The sequence below is a fragment of the Shinella sp. GW821-FHT10F02 genome (assembly GCF_058809275.1).
Genome location: NZ_JBXASL010000003.1, coordinates 576629 through 595586 on the forward strand (window position 1 = coordinate 576629; position 18958 = coordinate 595586).

The window sequence follows — 18958 nt, forward strand, 5'->3', positions numbered from 1 at the left end:
CGTGCCAACATTTTCTGCAAGCCTTGAAAAGGCGCTCCACCAGGCACTGACCTACGCGAACGAGCGCCACCACGAATATGCGACGCTCGAGCACCTGCTGCTCGCCCTCATCGACGACGCCGACGCGGCTGCCGTGATGGGTGCCTGCAATGTAAACCTCGACGTGCTGCGCAAGACCGTCACCGACTATGTCGACCACGACCTTGCCAACCTGGTGACGGGTTACGAAGAAGATTCCAAGCCGACCTCCGGCTTCCAGCGCGTCATCCAGCGCGCGGTGATCCATGTCCAGTCGTCCGGTCGCGAAGAAGTGACCGGCGCCAACGTGCTCGTCGCGATCTTCGCCGAGCGCGAGAGCCATGCCGCCTATTTCCTGCAGGAGCAGGAGATGACGCGGTACGACGCCGTCAACTTCATCTCGCATGGCATCGGCAAGCGCCCCGGCTCCACCGAGCAGCGCCCGGTGCGCGGCTCGGATGACGCCGAGAGCGAGCCGAAGCAGCAGCGCGGCAATGGCGGCGGCGAACAGGAAGAGGCTGCCAAGAAGCAGGACGCGCTCACCGCCTACTGCGTCAACCTCAACGAGAAGGCCAAGAACGGCAAGATCGATCCGCTGATCGGCCGCCACGCCGAGGTCAATCGCACGATCCAGGTGCTCTGCCGCCGCTCCAAGAACAACCCGCTTTACGTGGGCGATCCGGGCGTCGGCAAGACGGCCATCGCCGAAGGCCTCGCCAAGCGCATCGTCGAAGGCAAGGTGCCGGAAGCGCTCGCCGACGCGACTATCTTCTCGCTCGACATGGGCACGCTGCTTGCCGGCACGCGTTATCGCGGTGATTTCGAAGAGCGACTGAAGCAGGTCGTCAAGGAGCTGGAAGACTATCCGGGCGCCGTGCTTTTCATCGACGAGATCCATACGGTGATCGGTGCAGGCGCCACGTCCGGCGGCGCGATGGATGCATCGAACCTCCTGAAGCCGGCGCTTTCCTCCGGCGCGATCCGTTGCATCGGCTCGACGACCTACAAGGAATACCGCCAGTTCTTCGAGAAGGACCGGGCGCTCGTGCGCCGCTTCCAGAAGATCGACGTCAACGAGCCGACCATCGACGACACGATCGAGATCATGAAGGGCCTCAAGCCCTATTTCGAGGAATATCACAAGCTCCGGTATTCCAACGAGGCGATCAAGTCGGCCGTGGAACTGTCGGCGCGCTACATCAACGACCGCAAGCTGCCGGACAAGGCGATCGACGTGATCGACGAGACCGGTGCGGCCCAGATGCTGCTGCCCGTTAGCAAGCGCCGCAAGCTGATCACCGAGAAGGAGATCGAGGCGACCGTTGCGACGATGGCCCGCATTCCACCCAAGACCGTGTCGAAGGACGACGAGCAGGTGCTCGCCAACCTGGAGCGGGAACTGCGTTCCGTGGTCTACGGCCAGGATCTGGCGATCGAGGCTCTGGCGTCGGCGATCAAGCTCGCCCGTGCGGGCCTGCGCGAGCCGAACAAGCCGATCGGCTGCTACCTGTTCTCCGGCCCCACGGGCGTCGGCAAGACCGAAGTGGCCAAGCAGCTCGCCGGTTCGCTCGGCGTGGAACTGCTGCGCTTCGACATGTCGGAATACATGGAGCGGCACACGGTTTCCCGTCTGCTCGGTGCACCTCCCGGCTATGTCGGCTTCGATCAGGGCGGCCTCCTGACCGACGGCGTCGACCAGCATCCGCATTGCGTGCTGCTGCTTGACGAAATCGAGAAGGCGCATCCGGACCTCTACAACATCCTGTTGCAGGTCATGGATCACGGCTCGCTGACCGACCATAACGGCAAGAAGATCGACTTCCGCAACGTCATCCTGATCATGACGACCAATGCGGGCGCATCCGACATGGCCAAGGCCGCCATTGGCTTTGGCTCGTCGAAGCGCGAAGGCGAGGACATGGAGGCGATCAACCGCCTGTTCACGCCGGAATTCCGCAACCGTCTCGATGCGATCATCCCGTTCGGCTCGCTGCCGACGCCGGTCATCCATCAGGTCGTGCAGAAGTTCGTCATGCAGCTCGAAACGCAGCTTGCCGAACGCAACGTCACCTTCGACCTCAAGCAGGAAGCAATCGCCTGGCTGGCGGAGAAGGGTTACGACGAGAAGATGGGTGCGCGGCCGCTGGCGCGCGTCATCCAGGAAAACATCAAGAAGAAGCTCGCCGACGAAATCCTCTTCGGCAAGCTCAAGAAGGGCGGCGTCGTGCGCGTCTCCGTCGGCACCAAGGAAGATGGCTCGAACGGCCTGATCCTCGATGCCGTGCCGGAAACCGCGCCGATCAAGCCGAAGGCCGAAATCGAGGAAGCGGCGGCCAAGAAGGCCAAGCCGCGCAAGGCCAAGGAAACGGTTGCCGCCGAGGCTGCTCCCGCCAAGGCCAAGTCGTCCAGGAAGGCGGCTGAGCCCAAGGCCGAGGAGCCGAAGGACGAGCCGCCGCGCAAGGCCTCCAGCGCCGTGCCGAAGGTGCCGCGCAAGAAATAACGGCTTTACAAATCCCATGAGCCGGGCAGGTAACTGCCCGGCTTTCTTTATGTTGAAGACCCGAGACGTTTATGACGGCCGAGACTGCGCCAGACCCTCAATCCCAGACCCACTGGTTCCTGCTTGGCATGCGCGGCATCTTCAGCCTGCCGGCGATCATCCTCATGCTGTCCTTCGTCGGCTTTGCGGCGTTTACGGCAGAGGCGAAAATTCCGGTCGAGCAGGTGATGTTCATGACCGGCATGGTCTGGGCGCTGCCGGCCAAGGTGATCCTCGTCGGCTCCATGCTGTCGGGCGCCCACATTCTCACCGCCTTCATCGCGGTGACGCTCTCCTCCGTGCGCATGATGCCGATGGTGGCGGCGTTGATCCCGGAAATCCGGACCAGCCGCACGCCGACCTGGCTGCTGCTGTTCCTCTCGCATTTCGTGGCCATCACCGCCTGGGTCTTCGCCATCGAGCGGGTGAACGGCGTGCCGCGCGACGGCCGCGTCGCCTTCTTCGCCGGCTTCGGCATCACGCTGACGCTGCTCAACATCCTGCTGGTCGGGCTGGTCTACGGCGCGGTCTCGGAATTTCCGCCGATCGTCTCCGGCTGCCTGTTCTTCCTGACGCCGGTCTATTTTTTGACCTCGATCTGGATTTCCGCGCGCCACCGGGTGATCTACTGGGCGCTCGGCATTGGGCTGGCGCTCGGCTGGTTCTTCGCCATCGTCGCGCCGGAATACGATATCCTGCTTGCCGGCGTGATCGGCGGCACGCTCGCCTGGTGGGGTGAGCGGATGCTGCGCCAGCGGGAGGCGCGTTCATGAGTTTCGATGGCCTCTGGCCCTATGTCTTCATCGCCGTCGCCGGATGGCTTGCGACCGATCTGTGGCGCTGGGCGGGTGTTCTCGCCGGCAATCGCATCGACGAGAAGTCGGAGGTGCTGAACTGGGTGAAGGCGGTCGCGACCGCGCTCGTCGCCGCGGTCATCGCCAAGCTGATCTTCTTCCCGACCGGCACGCTGGAGGCCTCGCCGCTCTGGCTGCGGCTGGGCTCCGTGGTGTTCGGTGGCCTGTGTTTCTTCGTCGGCGGCCGCTTCCGCCAGATCGCCGGCATCGCCGCGGCCATCGGTTTCCTGGCCGCGGGTCTTGCCATTCTCGGGGTCTGATCAGCCCTTCGCCAGCGCCACCCGGAGCTTCTCGGCATTCGCCGCCAGCACGCCCTGGTCTTCCATCGTGCCCGAATGCGGCTTCAGGGCCACGCCCTCGACGCGCGGGATGATGTGCACATGCAGGTGGTAGACGGTCTGGCCGGCGGCCGGCTCGTTGAACTGGATCACCGTCACGCCGTCCGCCTCGAAAGCCTCCTTGGCCGCCACGGCAACCTTCTGCACGACCGGGAAAAGCCGCGAAAGCGTCTCAGGATCGGCATCGAGGATGTTGCGCGAGGGCGCCTTGGGGATGACGAGCGTGTGCCCGTTCGCCTGCGGCATCACATCCATGAAGGCGACCGTATGCTCATCCTCGTAGACGCGGTGCGAGGGGATTTCGCCGCGCAGGATCTTGGCAAAGATGTTGTTGGTGTCGTAGGCGCTCATGATCGTCTCCCGATGATGCTTGGAGCATTTTCGCTTTTCTTCGAAGCACGAAAACGCTCTATCTCTTTGTTTTCACGCAAAACCGCTACGCACTTTTGCTGGAATTGCTCTAGTCGCTTTCGTTTTCGCCGTGGCGGAAGGGGCCGTGTTCGGCAAGATATTCGCCCATCATTTCCACATCGCGGCGCTCGCGTTCCAGATAGTCGGCGACGGCGCGGCGCAGGCCCGGATGGGTGATGAAATGGGCCGAGTGGGTGATGGCCGGCAGATAGCCGCGCGCGAGCTTGTGTTCGCCCTGGGCGCCCGCCTCGACCCGCGCCAGCCGCTTCTCGATCGCGAAATCGATCGCCTGGTGGTAGCAGACCTCGAAATGCAGGAAGGGATGGTCCTCGATGCAGCCCCAGTGCCGGCCATAGAGCGCATCGCCGCCGATGAAATTGATCGCACCGGCAACGTAGCGGCCGTTGCGCTTCGCCATGACGAGCAGGATATCGTCGGCCATGCGCTCGCCGATCAGGCTGTAGAATTCGCGGTTGAGGTAGGGCCGGCCCCATTTGCGGCTGCCGGTATCCATATAGAAGGTGAAGAACTGGTCCCAGATTTCTTCCGTCAGGTCGGCCCCGGTCAGCCAGTCGATCGAAATCCCATGCTCCAGCGCCGCCCGGCGCTCCTTCTTCAGCGCCTTGCGCTTGCGTGAGGCGAGCGTTTCCAGAAAATCGTCATGCGAGCCGTAGCCGGCATTGAGGAAGTGGAACTGCTGGTCCGTGCGGTGCAGGTAGCCCGCCGCCTCGAAGATCGGCATTTCCTGTTCCGGCACGAAGGTGACATGCGCGGAGGAGGCGCCGTGCCGACGGGCGAGCTCCTTCAGGCCTTCGGCGAGCCCGGATTGCGTTTCGATCAGCGGCTGGTCGGGGCGGTGCAGCAGCCGCGGGCCGGTCGCGGGCGTAAACGGGATCGCGGCCTGCAGCTTCGGATAATAGCGCCCGCCGGCGCGCTCGAAGGCATCGGCCCAGCCGTGGTCGAAGACATATTCGCCCTGGCTGTGGCTCTTGAGATAGGCGGGCAGGGCGCCGAGGATAGCGCCGTCGTCACCTTCCAGCAGGAGATGCTGGCCGAGCCAGCCCGTCTCGGCGGTGGCGCAGCCGGACTCTTCGAGCGACGACAGAAAAGCGTGGCTGACGAAGGGGTTGTAGGGCATGTGCGCGGCGCCTCTGGAGGCGCCGGCAAGGCGCCCCCATTGGTCCGCCGCAATATCGGCGAAGCTCGTTTCGACGCGGATGCGCACGGGCTCGACCATGTCAGGCCGTCAATGCCTCACGCGGGTCGAAACCTTCGAAGGTCATCTGGTCCGCGTTGAGCGCCGTGATCGTGCGCGCTTCGTCGTCGCGCACGGTCCAGGTGATGATCTGCTTGCCGAGGTCTCGCTCCTTGCTGATGAAGGCATTCGGCAGGTGGCCGTAATGATAGGATATGAAATCCAGACCGAGCTGCATCGCCTCCTCGTGCACCGCAAAATTCTCCGGCCGCGCGCCTTCCGCCGTGAGGCCGACGGGGCGGCTGGTGCCGAGAGCCTTGAGATCCTTCAAAAGCCAGTGATCGAAGCTCATCAGCGCGACGGGGGCTTCATAGTCCTCCAGCGCGTCGAGCACCGCCATGGCGAAACCTTCGTCGTCGCCCTTGCGGCCCTTGAGTTCCAGCACCAGCGGCACGCGGCCCTTCACGAGGTGAAGCAACTGGTTGAGCGTCGGAATGCGGTCCGCCGTACCGCCGACCGGCAGCAGGCCGAGTTCGCCGGCGGTGCGCGCCCGCACGTCGCCCTCGATGCCGCACAGGCGCTTCAGGTCGTCGTCATGGAAGACCACGGGAATGGCATCGGCGGTATATTGCAGGTCGCATTCGATGGCGAAACCGGCATCGGCCGCGCGCGAAAATGCGGAAAGCGTGTTTTCCCAGACGGCCCGGTTGAGGTCGTGATAGCCGCGATGGGCGATCGGCCTCTCGGTCAGCCAGTTGAATTTATGCATCAGGCGATTTCCATGATGGCGTCGATCTCGACGGCGGCGTTGAGCGGCAGCGCGGCCATGCCGACGGCGGCGCGGGCATGTTTGCCGGCCTCACCCAGCGCGCCGACGAGGAAGTTGGACGCGCCGTTGATGACGAGGTGCTGCTCGACGAAGTCCGGGGCGGAGGCGACGAAGCCGTTGATCTTGATGATGCGCTTGATGCGCGACAGGTCGCCGAGGGCTGCCTTCGCCTGGGCGAGCAGGCCGAGTGCGCACAATTCCGCCGCTTTCTGGCCGCCCGCGACATCCACATTCTTGCCGAGATGGCCCGTCACGGCGAGCTTGCCGTCGAGCATCGGCAACTGGCCGGAAATGTGGAGGACGTTGCCGCTGATGACGAAGGGCACATAATTGGCCGCGGGGGCCGCTGCCACGGGGATTTCGTAGCCCAGTTCCTTGACGCGATTCTCGATTTCAGCGGACATTGCGGTCTCCGTCGTTGCTCGCGTTCGGGCCTGCCGGCGCGATATCGAAATGAATAGGGCAGCGCGCGGATATTGCCTCGCTTTTGCCGGAAGAGTTCTTATAACATCGCGACCGACTTCAACAGGAGGAAACGGATGTTTCGTTCAGCCTTTGTCGCGGCCGCCATGGCCGGGGCATGCTTCGCCGGCAGCGGCGTCTCGAGCGCCTTTGCCACGCCGGCGACCGGGCTTGCGCCGCACCGTGCCGTCTACGACCTCCAGCTCAAGGATGCGACCGAGCGCTCGGGCATCGCCGGCATGTATGGCCGCATGGTCTACGAGTTCAACGGCAGTCCCTGCGACGGCTATACCGTGAGCTTCCGCTTCGTCACGCAGGTCAATACCGGCGAGGAGACGCGCCTCACCGACCAGCAGACGACCACCTACGAGGACCTGAAGAACGGCAGCTTCCGTTTCCTGACCCGCTCCTTTACCGACGAGAAGCTGGACAAGGAAGTGCGCGGCTCCGCCCGTGAGGAGAAGCAGGGCGTCAGCGTCGACCTGACGGCGCCCGACAACCGCCAGGTGGAGCTCGCCGCCAGCCGCTTTCCGACCGAACACATGCTGGAAGTCATCGATCACGCCAAGAAGGGCGACCGCTTCTTCGAATCGCGCATCTACGATGGCTCGGATGCGGGCGACAAGACGCTGCTGACCACTGCCGTGGTCGGCAAGAAGGAAACGCCGAAGGCCGGCGACCTCGACGCCGCCAAGGCCGGCGATTTTTCCAAGGATGCGTTCTGGCCGGTGTCGATCGCCTATTACAACGACACCAGCGAGGGCGACGCGCTGCCGGTCTACCGCATGTCCTTCAAGCTCTACGAGAACGGCATCACCCGCGACCTCACCATGGATTATGGCGAGTTCTCGCTGACCGGAAAGCTCGCCAAGCTTGAGATGTTCAAGCAGCAGGAGTGCAAGTAAGCGCCCCGCGATCGCATTTTTTAACCCGCTGCCCTTGATTTGCCCGGAAACTGAGGGTATGGGGCAGCCATTCCACACGTAAGGCATGGGATCGTCCGGGAGAAATCCGGACCGTTCCGCCCGGTGGCATTCCCCAAGGGGATGCTGTTCGCCTTGCGGAGGTTCAACCGGAAAAGGATAACAAGGCATGGCATTGCCCGATTTCTCTATGCGCCAGCTTCTCGAAGCTGGTATTCACTTCGGCCACCAGACCCACCGCTGGAACCCGAAGATGAAGCCGTACATCTTCGGCGATCGTAACAACGTTCACATCATCGACCTGGCACAGACCGTTCCGCTCCTGTCGCGCGCCCTTCAGGTCGTGTCCGACACCGTCGCCGGCGGCGGCCGCGTTCTGTTCGTCGGCACCAAGCGCCAGGCGTCCGACATCATCGCCGACGCTGCCAAGCGTTCGGCCCAGTACTACGTCAACGCTCGCTGGCTCGGCGGCATGCTGACGAACTGGAAGACGATCTCCAACTCGATCCAGCGCCTGCGCAAGCTCGACGAGATCCTGAACTCGGAAGGCTCCGGCTATTCCAAGAAGGAGCGCCTGACCCTCGAGCGCGAACGCGAGAAGCTTGAAAAGGCCCTCGGCGGTATCCGCGACATGGGCGGCACGCCGGACCTGATGTTCATCATCGACACCAACAAGGAATCGATCGCGATCCAGGAAGCCAAGCGTCTCGGCATCCCGGTCGTCGCCGTTATCGACTCCAACTGCGATCCGGACCCGATCGATTTCCCGATCCCCGGCAACGACGACGCCTCGCGCGCCATCGCCCTTTACTGCGACCTGATCGCCCGCGCCGCCATCGACGGCATCGCGCGCCAGCAGGGTGCATCGGGCCGTGACCTCGGCGCCTCCGCCGAGGCTCCGGTCGAGCCGGAACTCGAAGCCGAAGCGTAAGGCCGAGGTCGGAGCGAAACATTCGCTCCCGCTTATCTGAGATAACCGAGGCCAGAGAGACGATCCCTGGCCTCGGCTTGTTTGAAGACCCTGTCTGCCGGCGATCCCCGGGGTCGTGGTTAAGGCGGCAGGTCGGAGGTGATCTTCATCACCCTGTCATATTTCCGGGTACATTCGTTCCCAAAACCTTGAGTTCGCCGGGGTTTCTCGGCGGCACGCAACAAGAACCGACAAGAGGCTCACAATGGCTGAAATCACCGCTGCACTGGTGAAGGAACTGCGCGAAAAGTCCGGCGCAGGCATGATGGACTGCAAGAAGGCGCTGGCTGAAAACGACGGCGACATCGAAGCAGCAATCGACTGGCTGCGCGCCAAGGGCATCGCCAAGGCCGACAAGAAGTCGGGCCGCACCGCCGCTGAAGGCCTCATCGGCGTCGCCACCTCCGGCACCAAGGCCGTCGTCGTCGAAGTCAACTCGGAAACCGACTTCGTTGCCCGCAACGATGCCTTCCAGACGATCGTGCGCGGCGTTGCCGACGTGGCGCTGACCACCGACGGCACCGTTGAAGCCGTTGGCGCCGCCACCTACCCGGCAACCGGCAAGTCGGTCACCGACACGATCAAGGACGCCATCGCCACCATCGGCGAGAACATGAACCTGCGCCGCTCGGTCCTGCTGTCGGTCGAAGACGGCGTCGTTGCGACCTACATCCACAACGCTGCCGCTGACCGTCTCGGCAAGCTCGGCGTTCTCGTGGCGCTGAAGTCGACCGGCGACAAGGAAGCCCTCAACGCCATCGGCCGCCAGGTCGCCATGCACGTTGCCGCAACGGCTCCGCTCGCCATCCGCGCCGAAGAAGTCGATGCTGCCGTCGCCGAACGCGAACGCAACGTCTTCATCGAGCAGTCGCGCGCTTCCGGCAAGCCGGACAACATCATCGAGAAGATGGTTGAAGGCCGCATGCGCAAGTTCTTCGAAGAAGTCGCCCTGCTGTCGCAGGCCTTCGTCATGAACCCCGACATCACCGTCGGCGCTGCCGTCAAGGAAGCTGAAAAGACCGTCGGCGCGCCGATCGAAGTCGTCGGCATGGCCCGTCTCCTGCTCGGCGAAGGCGTCGAGAAGGAAGAGACGGACTTCGCTGCCGAAGTCGCGGCTGTGGCCAAGGGCTGATTTTCTTAATCCCAATCGGGAAAAGAACAGGGCGCCGCGTGACAACGCGGCGCCCTTCGTGTATCCGGCTTGCCGAAATGCCTGCCCCGAATTTTCTTCTGCGGCGAGGGTTGCCCTGTGCCGAACCGCTCCCGGTTCTGGCCGGCTGCCCGATCGGGTGAGCAGGTTCACGAGTTCAGGAGCGACCATGACGGCCAACCCAATCTATAAACGTGTTCTGCTGAAAGCCTCCGGCGAGGCCCTGATGGGCTCGCAAGGCTTCGGCATCGATGTCGCGGTCGCCGATCGCATCGCCTCCGACATCGCCGAAGCCCGCGCGCTCGGCGTGGAAGTGGGTGTCGTCGTCGGCGGCGGCAATATCTTTCGCGGGGTGGCGGTGGCCTCCAAGGGTGGCGACCGGGTGACCGGCGACCACATGGGCATGCTGGCGACCGTCATCAACGCGCTTGCGCTCGCGACCTCGCTGCGCAAGCTCGATATCGACACCGTCGTTCTCTCGGCGATCGCCATGCCGGAAATCTGCGAGAGCTTTTCGCAGCGCGCCACGCTCTATCATCTGTCGCTCGGCCGCGTGGTGATCTTCGCCGGCGGCACCGGCAACCCGTTCTTCACGACCGATTCTGCCGCAGCGCTCCGCGCCGCCGAAATGGGCGCCGAGGCGATCTTCAAGGGCACGCAGGTCGACGGCATCTATTCCGCCGATCCGAAAAAGGACCCGCACGCCACCCGCTTCGACCGCCTGACCCACAGCGAAGTGCTGGAACGGGGCCTTGCCGTCATGGACGTCGCCGCCGTTGCGCTGGCGCGGGAAAACCACATCCCGATCATCGTGTTCTCCATCCATGAAAAGGGCGGTTTCGCCGAAATATTGACGGGTGGCGGGCGCGGTACCATCGTAACCGACAACTGATTCTCAAGAGGCGAGCACGCCCGATGCGTGCAGCCGTTCCGTGAAAATGGGAGTATTCCGATGAGTGAAGGTATTGACCTGAAGGAACTGAAACGCCGCATGGATGGCGCGATTTCCGCTTACAAGAACGACATTGCGTCGCTGCGCACCGGCCGCGCCTCGGCCAACGTGCTCGATCCGGTGCAGGTCGAAGCCTACGGCTCGCGCGTGCCGCTGAACCAGGTCGCCAACATCTCCGTTCCGGAACCCCGCATGCTGTCGGTTTCCGTCTGGGACAAGAGCATGGTCGGCGCCGTCGAGCGCGGCATCCGCGAATCGAATCTCGGCCTCAACCCGATCATCGACGGCCAGAACCTGCGCATCCCGCTGCCGGAGCTCAACGAAGAGCGCCGCAAGTCGCTTGTGAAGGTCGCGCATGACTATGCCGAAAAGGCCAAGGTCGCGATCCGCCATGTGCGCCGTGACGGCATGGACGACCTCAAGAAAGCCGAAAAGGATGGCGATATCGGCCAGGATCTGAGCCGCAGCCAATCCGAAAGGGTGCAGAAGATGACCGACGAGACGATTTTGGACGTCGATCGCTTGCTTGCCGAGAAGGAAAAGGAAATCATGCAGGTTTGAGGCGCCCGCCTCGCATCTTTTCTCCATTCCGGATCGCTCATGAACCAACTCTCGCCCAGCACCGTACCGGCACACGTCGCCATCATCATGGATGGCAACGGACGCTGGGCGAGTGCGCGCGGCCTGCCGCGTGCCATGGGACACCGCAAGGGTGTCGAATCCGTGCGTGAGGCTGTGCGCACGGCCGCCGAAAGCGGCGTGCGCTACCTCACGCTCTTCGCCTTCTCCTCGGAAAACTGGAGCCGGCCCGAGAGCGAGATCACCGATCTCATGGGCCTCCTGAAGACCTTCATCCGGCGCGACCTTGCGGTTCTGCACCGGGAGAACGTGCGCATCCGCGTCATCGGCGACAAATCGAACCTGTCGAGCGACATCCTGCCGCTGCTTCTGGAAGCGGAAGACACGACGCGGGCGAACAGCGGCATCACGCTGGTCATCGCCTTCAACTACGGCTCGCGCGACGAGATCGCCCGGGCGGTGCGCATGCTCGCCGTCGAGGTTGCCGCCGGCCGTCTCGATCCGGCCGAGATCACCTCGGAGCGCATCGGCGCCTCGCTCGATACCGCCGGCATTCCCGACCCCGACCTCATCATCCGCACCAGCGGCGAGGAGCGGCTGTCGAATTTCCTGCTCTGGCAGGCGGCCTATGCCGAACTGATGTTCGTTCCCGATTTCTGGCCCGACTTTTCGCGCGAGACCTTTCTTGCCGCGCTGTCGCGCTATTCCATGCGCGAGCGCCGGTTCGGCGGCTTGCAGGCCGCAAAGACGCTTGCGGTGGGCTCCTGATGCGGAGTGAACTGCGTCTGCGCATCCTCTCCGGCATCGTGCTGGCCATCGTCGTGCTCGTCGCGACCTGGCTCGGCGGTTTCGCCTTCCGCGTGCTCGCCTCGGCCATAGCGCTCCTCATCTATTATGAATGGTCGACGATCACGCGCCTGCCGGAGACGGATTTCCGCGCCAATGCCTTCGGCTGGCTGTCGGTCGGCGTCATCGCGCTTCTGGTGGTCTTCGGCATCGACGAATTCGCCATGCCCGCGCTGATCGGCGCGACGCTGATCGGCATCGTCTATGCCTTCGCCCTGCAGGGCAGCGGCTGGCTTGCCGGCGGCATCGTCTATGCCGGCCTGACGGCGATTTCGCTGGCCGCCATCCGCGGCGATACCGCGCATGGCTTTGCCGCCATGCTGTTCATCTTCGCCGTCGTCTGGGCGACGGATATTCTCGCCTATTTCGTGGGACGCGCCATCGGCGGGCCAAAACTCGCGCCGCCGATCTCGCCGGGAAAGACCTGGTCGGGGGCGATCGGCGGGGCGATTTCCGCCGTCATCGCCGGCACGCTGGTTCACATGGCGTTCTTTTCGCTGAACGGTCTCTGGGTGCCCGTCATGGCGCTCGTGCTCTCGGTTTTCAGCCAGGTTGGTGATCTTTTCGAGTCCTTCATCAAGCGCCGTTTCGGCGTGAAGGACTCAAGCCGTCTCATTCCGGGACATGGCGGCGTCATGGACCGGGTTGACGGCCTTGTTTTTGCCTGCTTCGCCGCGTTCCTCATTGCCCTTGGCGATGCGATCGTGTCGGGCACCGCGAACACGCCGGCCGGCGTGTTCCTTTTCGGCCCGTAATCGCGACACATTGGGGATTGCTCATGGAAATGCTGGCTGGCTCCGTTGGGTTCGTGACGGGCTATATCATTCCCTTCCTGGTCGTGCTGACGCTCATCGTCTTCGTGCACGAGATGGGCCACTACCTGGCGGGCCGCTGGTCCGGCATCGGCATCACCGCCTTTTCCGTCGGCTTCGGCCCGGAACTTTTCGGGTTCAACGACCGGCACGGCACGCGCTGGAAGCTTTCTGCCATCCCGCTCGGCGGCTATGTCAAGTTCCTCGGTGACGACGACCCGGCCTCCATTCCGGACTATGACGCGGTCGCAGCACTTCCGGAGGCGGTGCGCAAGCGCACGTTCCTCGGTGCTGCCCTGTGGAAAAGGGCGGTGACGGTCGCTGCCGGCCCGATCGCCAATTTCGTGCTCGCCATCGCCATCTTCGCCGTGATGTTCACCATCTACGGCCGCCAGATCGCCGATCCGATCGTCGCGGAAGTGCGCCCGGACAGCGCCGCCTCAGAGGCGGGCGTGCTCCCCGGCGACCTGCTCGTGGCGCTTGACGGCAATCCGGTCACCACATTCGACGACGTACGCCGCTATGTCAGCGTGCGCCCGGAACTGACGATCAACGTCACGGTGCGCCGCGATGGCCAGGATCTCGTCCTGCCGATGGTGCCCAAGCGCACCGAGATCACCGATCAGTTCGGCAACAAGATCGAGCTCGGCCTGATCGGCATCGTTACCAACCAGGAAACCGGCAATTTCCGCGTCGTGGAATATGGCCCGGTCGAGGCCGTGGGGCAGGGCGTGCTGCAAAGCTGGCACATCGTGACGGGCACGTTCGACTATCTCGCGAACCTCGTCACCGGCCGCATGAAGGCCGATCAGCTCGGCGGGCCCATCCGCGTGGCGCAGGCTTCCGGCCAGATGGCGACGCTGGGTGTTGCCGCTCTGCTGCAGCTGGCTGCCGTTCTCTCTGTTTCCATTGGACTTTTGAACCTGATGCCGGTTCCGGTACTTGATGGCGGCCATCTGATGTTCTATGCGGTGGAGGCTATCCGGGGCAGGCCTGTCGGGCCCGGGGCGCAGGAGATCGCATTTCGCATCGGCATGGCGCTGGTGCTCATGCTGATGGTCTTTGCGACCTGGAACGACATATCCATGCTTCTCGGCTGAGGTTTGCCGGGCTACCGGCAGTGAATGCCGGCGTTGCCGGCAGGGAATCAAAAGGGGTGCCGCTCTCGCCGACGCAGTCGTGCTAACGCTCTGTTTACCGTAATGAAACGGATGTAGTGACCTTCGGGCCACGGTTGGAATTGAAGTAAACAGAAATTAACGCGTGACCTTGCTTAGATGGCAAAAGCGGTTAAAACGGCAAACGTGACCGGAATCGGGCGTACGCGCCTGCCGGGACGTTGAAACGAAGGTAAGTAGTGAAGATGAAAGCTGGTTCAAAATTTTTGAACGCCGTGTCGGCCGTTGCATTGTCGGCCACGATGGTTGTCACGGGCGGCTCTTTTGCCACGCTTGTCTCCGCCACGGCCGCCGAGGCCGCCGTCATCCGCAGCATCCAGGTGAATGGCGCTGACCGCGTCAGCGCCGATACGGTCAAGGCCAATGTCACCATTGTGCCCGGCAAGGCCTTTTCCAACGCCGATATCGACGCCTCCGTGCGCCGCCTGTTTGCCACCGGCTACTTCTCCGATGTGAAGATCTCGGTTTCCGGCAGCACGCTCGTCGTCGTCGTCGATGAAAACCAGCTCATCAACCAGGTCGTCATCAACGGCAACCGCAAAATCAAGGACGACAAGCTGCAGGGCGTCCTGCGCTCGCAGTCGCTCGGTCCGTACAGCGAAACCGCCGTCGAAGCCGACAAGCAGGCGATCCGCGATGCCTATGCCGCGATCGGCCGCAGTGACGCCACCGTCACGACGCAGGTCTACCCGCTCGGCAACGGCCGCGTGAACCTCGCCTATATCGTCGACGAAGGTGACCGCACGAAGATCTCGCAGATCAATTTCGTCGGCAACGAAGCCTACAGCAACAGCCGTCTGCGCGCCGTCATCGTCACCAAGAAGTCGAACTTTCTGTCCTTCCTTACCCGCAAGGACGTTTATAGCGAAGACAAGCTGCGCGCTGACGAGGAGTCGCTGCGCCAGTTCTACTTCAACAACGGCTATGCCGACTTCCGCGTGATTTCGTCGGAAGCCGTGCTTGACGAATCCTCCAACGAATATGTTGTGACCTTCACGGTCGAGGAAGGCCAGCGCTACGACTTCGGTCAGGTGAACGTCGAATCGACGGTCGAAGGCATCGATGGCGCGGAGCTTCAGGGCCTCGTCGAATCGCGCCCTGGCAGCACCTACCGCGCCCGCGACGTGCAGGACACGATGTCGGAAATCTCCAAGCGCGTTGCGGCTAATGGCTATCCGTTTGCCCGCGTGACGCCGCGCGGCAACCGCGACCTCGGCAACGGCACCATCGCCGTCGACTATCTCGTCGACCAGGGCGAGCGCGCCTATGTCGAGCGCATCGAAATCCGCGGCAACACCCGCACACGCGACTACGTCATTCGCCGCGAGTTTGATATCGGTGAAGGCGACGCCTTCAACCAGGAAGTCATCACGCGCGCAAAGCGCCGCCTGGAGGCTCTCGGTTACTTCTCTACGGTCAACATCACGACCGCGCCGGGCAGCCAGTCCGACCGCGTCGTCCTGGTGGTCGATGTTCAGGATCAGTCGACCGGTTCGTTCGGTATCGGCGCCGGTTACGAAACGGGCAAGAACGGCGGCATCAAGCTTGAAGCGTCGGTCGAAGAAAAGAACTTCCTCGGTCGCGGCCAGTATATCCGCGTGGCTGCCGGTGGCGGCGAGAACTCGCGCGATTACAGCTTGTCGTTCACGGAGCCCTATTTCCTCGGCTACCGCCTGGCTGCCGGCTTCGATGTCTTCAAGAACGAAGACGAGAGCGAAGATTACTACAGCGTCAACACGGAGGGCTTCACGCTGCGCGTGACGGCGCCGATCACGGAAGACCTGTCGACGTCGCTGCGCTACAGCTACACGAAGCTCGACTACAATTCCGGCGATCTCGACGAACTGTCGTCGCCTTACCGTTACGTGGTCACCGAAGGTCCTTGGGTTCGCTCCTCGGTTTCGCACAGCGTGACCTATGACACGATCGACGACCGCACGCTGCCGCGTGAAGGTATGTTTGCCCAGATCACCCAGGAATTTGCCGGCCTCGGCGGCGATTCGGACTACTACAAGATTTCGGGCAAGGCACGTTACTTCCACATGCTGCTCGAAGATGCCGATGTCATCGGCTCGCTCTCGGTCAGCGGTGGCCACATGTGGGGCCGCGGCGACACGAAGGTGTTCGACCAGTTCACGCTTTCGGCCAGCGACATTCGCGGCTTCGAATCGGGCGGCATCGGCCCGCGCGCGACGTCGACGGACGATGCTCTCGGCGGCAAGACCTACTTCACGGCGTCTGCCGAAGCATCCTTCCCGCTGCCGTTCATCTCTCGGGATTCGGGCCTGCGCGGCGCCTTCTTTGCCGATGCCGGCACGCTTTACGGCAACGACGTCAAGACGGTCGCAGCCGACCGGGTGCGTGGCGAAAGCATGAGCATCCGCGCCTCTGTCGGCGCTAGCGTGATCTGGGCTTCGCCGTTCGGTCCGCTGCGTCTCGACTACGCGGTTCCGGTCAAGAAGGAAAACTTCGACGAGGTGCAGCGCTTCAAGTTCGGCATCGCGACGCAGTTCTGATATAGGCAGTCCAGAACTGCGAGAAAACGGACGTTCTGGAGTCATGCCGATGGAGCATAACTGGTTTTTTCCGCCCCATGACGGCATTCGTCTGGGTGATCTTGCGGCGACGCTTGGGGCGGAACTTGCCGATGTTGCGCATGCCGACCGCGTCGTGAGCAGCGTTTCGCCCGTCAACCGGGCGAAAGAGGGCGACCTCTGTTACATCCTCTCCCGTAAATTCCGCGGCGAGCTCGCGACCTGTGCGGCCTCGGCCATCCTCTGCGACCGATCGCTTGCGGCGCTCGTTCCGTCGCATGTCGCTGTCCTGCTTTCCACGCGCCCGCACACCGCTTTCGCGCTCGCCGGCGAGTTGCTGCACGGCTCTGCCATGCGGCCGGAACCGATGACGTCCGCGGTGGGCATTGCGCCCGGCGCCTATGTCGATCCTGAAGCGCGCATCGAGCCCGGCGTGTCCATCGAACCGATGGCGGTGATCGGCAAGGGCGCGGAGATCGGCGAGGGCACGCATATCGGCCCCGGCGCGATCATCGGTGCGGGTGTCCGGATCGGCCGCAATTGCTCGATTGCCGCCGGCACCACGGTGCAGTGCGCGCTCGTCGGCAACAATGTCATCCTGCATCCCGGCGTGCGCGTCGGCCAGGATGGTTTCGGCTATGCGCCGGGCCTGAAGCCCGGCATGATCAAGATCGTGCAGATCGGCCGCGTCATCATCCAGGACAATGTGGAGATCGGCGCGAACACCACGATCGACCGCGGCACGATGGACGATACGGTGATCGGCGAGGGGACCAAGATCGACAACCAGGTCCAGGTCGGCCACAACGTGCGCATCGGCCGCCATTGCGGCATCGTCAGCGGCGTCGGCATTGCCGGCAGCGCGCGCATCGGCGATGGCGTGATGATCGGGGGGGCGGCCGGCATCAACGGCCATATCACCATCGGTGACGGCGCACAGATCGCCGCGATGAGCGGCGTCGTTGCCGATATCCCGGCAGGCGAGAAATATGGTGGCGTTCCGGCTCGGCCGATGCGCGACTTCCTACGCGACATGGCGGAGATCGCCATGCGTTCCAGCACTCGAGTCCAGAAGAAGGGGGGCAATGATGAGTGAAGAGACCAAGGCAACGCTTGGCGTGGCTGACCTGCGTGAAATCCTGACGCTACTTCCTCACCGCTACCCCTTCCTCCTCGTCGACAAGATCATCGAGATCGACGGCGACGAACGGGCGATCGGCATCAAGAACGTGACGGTGAACGAGCCCCATTTCATGGGCCACTTCCCCGATCATCCGATCATGCCCGGCGTGCTGCTGATCGAAGGCATGGCGCAGACCGCAGGCGCCATCTGCGCGCGCAAATCGCGCTCCGGCTCCAACCTCGTCTACTTCATGACCATCGACAATGCCCGCTTCCGCAAGCCCGTCGTGCCCGGCGACCGCGTCGAGTTCCATGTCGTGAAGCAGAAGCAGCGCGGCAATATCTGGAAGTTTCATTGCGATGCAAAAGTTGATGGGCAACTTGTCGCCGAAGCTGATATCGGCGCGATGATCGTGAAGAAGGAAGACGCCTGAAAATGATTGCCGCCAGCGCGAAGATCCATCCGCTCTCCGTCATCGAGGACGGGGCGGTCGTCGGTGAGAACGTCGTCGTCGGCCCCTTCTGCCATGTCGGGGCCAAGGTCGTTCTCGGCGATGACGTGGAGCTTCTGACGCATGTGGTCGTCACCGGCCGCACGGATATCGGCCGCGGCACCCGCATCTTCGCCAATGCCGTCGTCGGCGGTGATCCGCAGAGCATACACCACGACGGCGCCGAGACGACGCTGACCGTGGGTGCGAACTGCGTCATCCGCGAAGGCGTGACGATGAATGCCGGCACTACCGAGGGCGGCGGCAGGACGGTCGTCGGCGACAACAACCTGTTCCTCGCCAATTCGCATGTCGCGCATGATTGCCAGCTCGGCAACCACATCATCCTGTCGAACAATGTCATGCTCGCCGGCCATGTGACGGTGGAGGATCGCGTCATTCTCGGCGGCGGCTCGGCCGTGCACCAGTTCACCCGCATCGGCCGCCAGGCCTTCATCGGCGGCCTTTCGGCGGTCTCTTACGACGTCATTCCCTACGGCATGCTGAACGGCAATCCCGGCGTGCTCGGCGGCCTCAACGTCGTCGGCATGAGCCGCGCCGGCATGGAGAAGGCGACGATCCACCAGGTCCGCCGCGCCTTCAAGCAGATTTTTGACGGCGAGGGTTCCATCCGCGTCAATGCCGCCGCTATCCGCGATGAGTATGCCGATTGCGTGCCGGTCATGCACATCCTCGATTTCATTGCTGCCGACAGCGATCGCGCGCTCTCCTCGCCGAACCGCGGCAAGGGCTGA

19 protein-coding genes are annotated in these 18958 nt (G+C 63.4%); 15 read left to right on the forward strand and 4 right to left on the reverse strand.

Features of this window, described 5'->3' with window-relative positions:
• Position 1: 1 nt before the first annotated feature.
• From clpA to AC1RWL_RS12560, 3 genes are all read left to right on the forward strand, one after another.
• Positions 2-2518 (forward strand): ATP-dependent Clp protease ATP-binding subunit ClpA, encoded by a 2517-nt coding sequence (gene clpA / locus AC1RWL_RS12550; protein ID WP_439616712.1) that lies wholly within the window; start codon positions 2-4, stop codon positions 2516-2518.
• A 71-nt stretch (positions 2519-2589) separates the two neighbouring features.
• Positions 2590-3330, forward strand: a complete 741-nt coding sequence (locus tag AC1RWL_RS12555) for an AzlC family ABC transporter permease (RefSeq protein ID WP_435267163.1) — start codon at positions 2590-2592, stop codon at positions 3328-3330.
• Entirely contained in the window at positions 3327-3671 is a 345-nt protein-coding gene (locus tag AC1RWL_RS12560; RefSeq protein ID WP_493094561.1) for an AzlD domain-containing protein, read from the forward strand. The genes AC1RWL_RS12555 and AC1RWL_RS12560 overlap by 4 nt, the downstream gene beginning before the upstream one ends.
• Here the strand turns inward: AC1RWL_RS12560 and AC1RWL_RS12565 are convergent, their stop codons facing one another.
• From AC1RWL_RS12565 to AC1RWL_RS12580, 4 genes are all read right to left on the reverse strand, one after another.
• Positions 3672-4100, reverse strand: a complete 429-nt coding sequence (locus AC1RWL_RS12565) for an HIT family protein (RefSeq protein ID WP_493094560.1) — start codon at positions 4098-4100, stop codon at positions 3672-3674.
• Between the two features lie 109 nt (positions 4101-4209).
• Positions 4210-5397, reverse strand: coding sequence for a GNAT family N-acetyltransferase (locus AC1RWL_RS12570; protein WP_493094559.1), 1188 nt, complete (start codon positions 5395-5397; stop codon positions 4210-4212).
• A gap of 1 nt (position 5398) precedes the next feature.
• The gene (locus AC1RWL_RS12575; RefSeq protein ID WP_493094558.1) at positions 5399-6124 is read right to left on the reverse strand and encodes a glycerophosphodiester phosphodiesterase; all 726 of its coding nucleotides are present in this window, start codon (positions 6122-6124) and stop codon (positions 5399-5401) included.
• Positions 6124-6588, reverse strand: a complete 465-nt coding sequence (locus tag AC1RWL_RS12580; RefSeq protein ID WP_493094557.1) for a RidA family protein — start codon at positions 6586-6588, stop codon at positions 6124-6126. Before AC1RWL_RS12580 ends, AC1RWL_RS12575 begins: the two co-directional genes overlap by 1 nt.
• Positions 6589-6723: 135 nt before the next feature.
• On the opposite strand from AC1RWL_RS12580, the gene AC1RWL_RS12585 reads away from it, so the two are divergent.
• The 12 genes from AC1RWL_RS12585 (at position 6724) to lpxA (ending at position 18958) form a co-directional block, all read left to right on the forward strand.
• Positions 6724-7551, forward strand: coding sequence for a cell envelope integrity EipB family protein (locus AC1RWL_RS12585; RefSeq protein ID WP_256115992.1), 828 nt, complete (start codon positions 6724-6726; stop codon positions 7549-7551).
• A gap of 187 nt (positions 7552-7738) precedes the next feature.
• Positions 7739-8500, forward strand: a complete 762-nt coding sequence (gene rpsB / locus AC1RWL_RS12590) for a 30S ribosomal protein S2 (RefSeq protein WP_256115991.1) — start codon at positions 7739-7741, stop codon at positions 8498-8500.
• Between the two features lie 244 nt (positions 8501-8744).
• Positions 8745-9671, forward strand: coding sequence for a translation elongation factor Ts (gene tsf / locus AC1RWL_RS12595; protein WP_256115990.1), 927 nt, complete (start codon positions 8745-8747; stop codon positions 9669-9671).
• Between the two features lie 187 nt (positions 9672-9858).
• Entirely contained in the window at positions 9859-10581 is a 723-nt protein-coding gene (gene pyrH / locus AC1RWL_RS12600; protein WP_256115989.1) for a UMP kinase, read from the forward strand.
• A 60-nt stretch (positions 10582-10641) separates the two neighbouring features.
• On the forward strand, positions 10642-11202 hold the full coding sequence (frr, locus tag AC1RWL_RS12605) for a ribosome recycling factor (RefSeq protein WP_256115988.1): 561 nt from the start codon (positions 10642-10644) through the stop codon (positions 11200-11202).
• Between the two features lie 39 nt (positions 11203-11241).
• The gene (locus AC1RWL_RS12610) at positions 11242-11988 is read left to right on the forward strand and encodes an isoprenyl transferase (protein ID WP_493094556.1); all 747 of its coding nucleotides are present in this window, start codon (positions 11242-11244) and stop codon (positions 11986-11988) included.
• Positions 11988-12821, forward strand: a complete 834-nt coding sequence (locus tag AC1RWL_RS12615) for a phosphatidate cytidylyltransferase (protein ID WP_493094555.1) — start codon at positions 11988-11990, stop codon at positions 12819-12821. Before AC1RWL_RS12610 ends, AC1RWL_RS12615 begins: the two co-directional genes overlap by 1 nt.
• 23 nt (positions 12822-12844) lie before the next feature.
• Complete coding sequence (rseP, locus tag AC1RWL_RS12620) at positions 12845-13978, forward strand: RIP metalloprotease RseP (RefSeq protein WP_493094554.1); 1134 nt, start codon at positions 12845-12847, stop codon at positions 13976-13978.
• Positions 13979-14241: 263 nt separating this feature from the next.
• On the forward strand, positions 14242-16572 hold the full coding sequence (gene bamA, locus AC1RWL_RS12625; protein WP_435267169.1) for an outer membrane protein assembly factor BamA: 2331 nt from the start codon (positions 14242-14244) through the stop codon (positions 16570-16572).
• Between the two features lie 49 nt (positions 16573-16621).
• On the forward strand, positions 16622-17686 hold the full coding sequence (lpxD, locus tag AC1RWL_RS12630) for a UDP-3-O-(3-hydroxymyristoyl)glucosamine N-acyltransferase (RefSeq protein WP_493094942.1): 1065 nt from the start codon (positions 16622-16624) through the stop codon (positions 17684-17686).
• Entirely contained in the window at positions 17679-18146 is a 468-nt protein-coding gene (gene fabZ, locus AC1RWL_RS12635) for a 3-hydroxyacyl-ACP dehydratase FabZ (protein WP_256115982.1), read from the forward strand. The genes lpxD and fabZ overlap by 8 nt, the downstream gene beginning before the upstream one ends.
• On the forward strand, positions 18143-18958 hold the full coding sequence (lpxA, locus tag AC1RWL_RS12640) for an acyl-ACP--UDP-N-acetylglucosamine O-acyltransferase (RefSeq protein ID WP_256116188.1): 816 nt from the start codon (positions 18143-18145) through the stop codon (positions 18956-18958). Before fabZ ends, lpxA begins: the two co-directional genes overlap by 4 nt.

Coding starts and splice junctions, on each gene's coding strand:
- AC1RWL_RS12555 (WP_435267163.1), top strand. CDS start 2,590: ATGACGGCCGAGACTGCGCCAGACCCTCAATCCCAGACCCACTGGTTC.
- AC1RWL_RS12560 (WP_493094561.1), top strand. CDS start 3,327: ATGAGTTTCGATGGCCTCTGGCCCTATGTCTTCATCGCCGTCGCCGGA.
- AC1RWL_RS12565 (WP_493094560.1), bottom strand. CDS start 4,100: ATGAGCGCCTACGACACCAACAACATCTTTGCCAAGATCCTGCGCGGC.
- AC1RWL_RS12570 (WP_493094559.1), bottom strand. CDS start 5,397: ATGGTCGAGCCCGTGCGCATCCGCGTCGAAACGAGCTTCGCCGATATT.
- AC1RWL_RS12575 (WP_493094558.1), bottom strand. CDS start 6,124: ATGCATAAATTCAACTGGCTGACCGAGAGGCCGATCGCCCATCGCGGC.
- AC1RWL_RS12580 (WP_493094557.1), bottom strand. CDS start 6,588: ATGTCCGCTGAAATCGAGAATCGCGTCAAGGAACTGGGCTACGAAATC.
- AC1RWL_RS12585 (WP_256115992.1), top strand. CDS start 6,724: ATGTTTCGTTCAGCCTTTGTCGCGGCCGCCATGGCCGGGGCATGCTTC.
- rpsB (WP_256115991.1), top strand. CDS start 7,739: ATGGCATTGCCCGATTTCTCTATGCGCCAGCTTCTCGAAGCTGGTATT.
- tsf (WP_256115990.1), top strand. CDS start 8,745: ATGGCTGAAATCACCGCTGCACTGGTGAAGGAACTGCGCGAAAAGTCC.
- pyrH (WP_256115989.1), top strand. CDS start 9,859: ATGACGGCCAACCCAATCTATAAACGTGTTCTGCTGAAAGCCTCCGGC.
- frr (WP_256115988.1), top strand. CDS start 10,642: ATGAGTGAAGGTATTGACCTGAAGGAACTGAAACGCCGCATGGATGGC.
- AC1RWL_RS12610 (WP_493094556.1), top strand. CDS start 11,242: ATGAACCAACTCTCGCCCAGCACCGTACCGGCACACGTCGCCATCATC.
- AC1RWL_RS12615 (WP_493094555.1), top strand. CDS start 11,988: ATGCGGAGTGAACTGCGTCTGCGCATCCTCTCCGGCATCGTGCTGGCC.
- rseP (WP_493094554.1), top strand. CDS start 12,845: ATGGAAATGCTGGCTGGCTCCGTTGGGTTCGTGACGGGCTATATCATT.
- bamA (WP_435267169.1), top strand. CDS start 14,242: ATGAAAGCTGGTTCAAAATTTTTGAACGCCGTGTCGGCCGTTGCATTG.
- lpxD (WP_493094942.1), top strand. CDS start 16,622: ATGGAGCATAACTGGTTTTTTCCGCCCCATGACGGCATTCGTCTGGGT.
- fabZ (WP_256115982.1), top strand. CDS start 17,679: ATGAGTGAAGAGACCAAGGCAACGCTTGGCGTGGCTGACCTGCGTGAA.